The organism is Jutongia sp., assembly GCF_057878315.1.
The window spans coordinates 77,502-81,397 of record NZ_DBLXSO010000007.1; the positions used below are offsets into that span (position 1 = coordinate 77,502).

The window sequence follows — 3,896 nt, forward strand, 5'->3', positions numbered from 1 at the left end:
ATGCATAGAGCTTGCTCTTAGATAGATGAGGGAAGATCACTCCCGAGTTGCAGACTGGAACATTGTTTTATCAGTACAGTCTGACGGATCCCGCCGTTATAGGGGGATGTATCGAGTCGTTTGAGATTCCGTACAGATAAATAGGTGGTTATGAATGGCAAGGTGTTCATCCTGTTTAGGGTGGATGCTTTTTTTTATTTATAAGAAACCTCGTTTCAGGCGTTATTTCTTATAAGTAAACAAGATTTAAGGAGGAAAACATATGTATCAGAAAGTTTCACCGGATATGAATTTTGTCGACCGGGAAAAAAACGTCGGAAAGTTCTGGCGTAATCAGCAGATCTTTGAAAAGTCCATGAAAGCAAGAGAGGGCAAGCCTGTCTACACATTTTATGATGGACCGCCAACCGCAAACGGAAAGCCGCATATCGGTCATGTGCTCACCCGTGTTATCAAGGATATGATTCCACGTTATAAGACGATGAAGGGATATATGGTTCCTCGTAAGGCTGGATGGGACACACATGGACTCCCTGTTGAGTTAGAGGTTGAGAAGATGCTCGGTCTTGATGGTAAGGAGCAGATTGAAGAGTACGGTATGGAGCCTTTCATTAAGAAATGTAAGGAATCTGTATGGAAATACAAGGGTATGTGGGAGGATTTCTCCGGCACGGTTGGTTTCTGGGCTGATATGGAGAATCCATATGTTACCTATGATGATAATTTTATCGAGTCTGAGTGGTGGGCACTGAAGGAGATCTGGAATAAGAAGCTTCTTTATAAGGGCTTTAAGATCGTGCCTTATTGTCCAAGATGTGGTACACCACTTTCCTCACAGGAGGTTGCCCAGGGCTATAAGCTCGTCAAGGAGCGTTCTGCGATCGTTCGTTTTAAGGTTGTTGGAGAGGATGCTTATTTCCTGGCATGGACCACGACTCCATGGACACTGCCGTCTAACGTGGCTCTCTGTGTGAACCCGGGTGATACTTATATTAAGGTAAAGGCTGCAGACGGATATACCTACTATCTGGCAGAGGCACTTGCCGATAATGTCCTCGGCGGACTGGCACAGGAGGAAGGTGCTAAGGCTTACGAGGTGCTTGAGACTTATAAGGGAATTGATCTTGAGAATAAAGAGTATGAGCCTCTTTATGAGTGCGCAAAGGAATGTGCAGACAAGCAGCACAAGAAGGGCTTTTTCGTAACCTGCGATTCCTATGTTACGATGTCAGATGGTACCGGTATCGTTCATATTGCTCCTGCATTTGGTGAGGACGATGCGAATGTTGGACGTAAGTACGACCTGCCGTTTGTACAGTTTGTAACCGGCAAGGGTGAGATGAGCGAGGAGACTCCGTTTGCAGGTCTTTTCGTAAAGAAAGCAGATCCGGAGGTGTTAAAAGATCTCGATGCATCCGGCAAGCTGTTTGCTGCACCGAAGTTTGAACATGATTATCCTCACTGCTGGCGCTGCGATACTCCGCTGATCTATTATGCGCGTGAGTCATGGTTCATTAAGATGACAGAGGTTCGCGATGATCTTGTCCGCAATAACAATACCGTAAACTGGATTCCTGAGTCCATCGGTACCGGTCGTTTTGGTAACTGGCTCGAGAATATTCAGGATTGGGGTATTTCCAGAAACCGTTACTGGGGTACACCATTAAATATCTGGGAGTGCGAGGGCTGTGGCAGACAGGAATCCATCGGAAGCCGTGCTGAGCTGGCTGAGAGAAGCGGTAATCCGGAGGATGCAAAGGTTGAGCTTCATCGTCCTTATATTGATGCCGTGACATTTACCTGTCCGGACTGTGGCAAGACGATGCACCGTGTACCGGAGGTTATCGACTGCTGGTTCGATTCCGGAGCAATGCCGTTTGCACAGCATCATTATCCATTTGAGAACAAGGATCTGTTCGAGCAGCAGTTCCCGGCACAGTTCATCTCTGAGGCTGTGGATCAGACAAGAGGCTGGTTCTATTCGCTGATGGCTGAGTCAACACTCCTGTTTAACAAGGCTCCATATGAAAATGTTATCGTTCTGGGTCATGTTCAGGATGAGAACGGTCAGAAGATGAGTAAGTCCAAGGGGAATGCGGTTGATCCGTTTGATGCACTGGACAAGTACGGTGCAGATGCGATCCGCTGGTATTTCTATATCAATAGTGCGCCATGGCTGCCAAATCGTTTCCATGGCAAGGCAGTGCAGGAAGGACAGCGTAAGTTCATGGGTACTCTGTGGAATACCTACGCATTCTTCGTTCTGTATGCGAACATTGATGAGTTTGATGCAACAAAATATACATTAGATTACGATAAGCTTTCTGTTATGGATAAGTGGCTTCTGTCCCGTCTGAACAGTACGGTAAAGGCAGTGGACGAGAATCTGGCGGCATATCGTATTCCGGAGACAGCAAGAGCATTGCAGGAGTTTGTCGATGAGATGAGTAACTGGTATGTTCGCCGCTGCCGTGAGCGTTTCTGGGCAAAGGGCATGGAGCAGGATAAGATCAATGCATATATGACACTTTATACTGCCCTGGTAACGATCTCCAAGGCTGCCGCTCCGATGATCCCATTTATGACAGAGGACATTTACCGCAATCTGGTATGCTCTATTGATCCAAGCGCGCCGGAGAGTGTACATCTTTGTGATTTTCCTGAGGTGGATGAGGCTCATATCGACAAGCAGCTTGAGGCTGATATGGAGGTTGTGCTTGAGGCGGTTGTGATCGGTCGTGCCTGCAGAAACACCGCAAATATCAAGAACAGACAGCCAATCGGCAAGATGTATATCAAGGCAGGTAAGGAACTGAGTGATTTTTATGTAAATATCATCCGTGACGAGCTGAATGTTAAGGAGGCTGAGCTTACTGATGATGTCAGCAAGCTTACCACCTACAGCTTTAAGCCGCAGCTTAAGACACTGGGACGCCGTTTTGGCAAGAAGATCAATGATGTAAGACAGATCCTTGCAGAGCTGGACGGACAGGCTGCAATGGCAGAGCTGAATGAGAAGGGGACATTAACGATTCAGGTAGACGGTCAGGATGAGGCACTTGAGAAGGATGACCTTCTGATCGAGGCTGCTCAGATGGAGGGTTATGTATCTGACACAGACCGCGGAATCACGGTTGTTCTTGACACCAACCTGACACCGGAGCTTCTGGAGGAAGGCTTTGTACGTGAGATCATCAGTAAGGTTCAGACTATGCGTAAGGATGCAGGCTTTGAGGTGATGGATCACATCAGAGTCAGCATGCAGGATAATGACAAGGTTCAGCAGGTGATCAGCAGCAATGAAGCTCAGATTAAGTCTGAGGTTCTGGCTGACGAGGTTGCTTATAACGGTGCGAAGGGCTTTGCAAAGGAGTGGAGCATCAACGGCGAGAAGGTAACGCTTGGTGTCGAGAAGCTTTCCTAGAAAGATCAAAAGGAATGGAGATAGTGTGAAAAATACTGCCGATGCATTATTTTTCACACGGCTATTTGTGCCGCAGGCGTCACAAAGCAGCCCTGATTGCAGATTCAAATTTGATATTTGAATCGCGATTCCTTCAACGACAAGCGTCTGCGGAATGGAGATTAATATGAAAAAAATGAAGAGAACGGTATTATCATGGATTCTTGTGCTTGCCATGATACTGTCCGGTGTGGCTCTGCCACAGGGGCAGCAGGTGAAGGCGGCGGGTACGTCGTATGACCTGAGCGTATCAGAGGGGGCAAGCCCGCTTACGCTTGCAAAGAATCAGTGGGGCGATGATTACATTGCGGATATCCTGTTTCAGGTTCCGGATGTGATCGCCGACAAGAGTAAGGTGCAGGCGGCAAAGCCGGTCGTGCAGGTGACGATGAAGATCAACAGCATCAGCAGTGACACCGGTTCGATCCATGCG

The 3,896-nt window shown here is 47.6% G+C and carries 2 protein-coding genes; both read left to right on the plus strand.

Going from position 1 to position 3,896, the window contains the following annotated elements; all coding sequences use genetic code 11:
- Positions 1-262 precede the first annotated feature (262 nt).
- A complete protein-coding gene (gene ileS, locus ACZLMD_RS02870) occupies positions 263-3,424 on the plus strand; it encodes an isoleucine--tRNA ligase (protein WP_484107269.1) in 3,162 nt (1,053 codons plus the stop codon).
- Between the two features lie 166 nt (positions 3,425-3,590).
- On the plus strand, positions 3,591-3,896 hold a 306-nt coding region (locus tag ACZLMD_RS02875; protein WP_489495097.1), incomplete at its 3' end, for a hypothetical protein.

Coding starts and splice junctions, on each gene's coding strand:
- ileS (WP_484107269.1), top strand. CDS start 263: ATGTATCAGAAAGTTTCACCGGATATGAATTTTGTCGACCGGGAAAAA.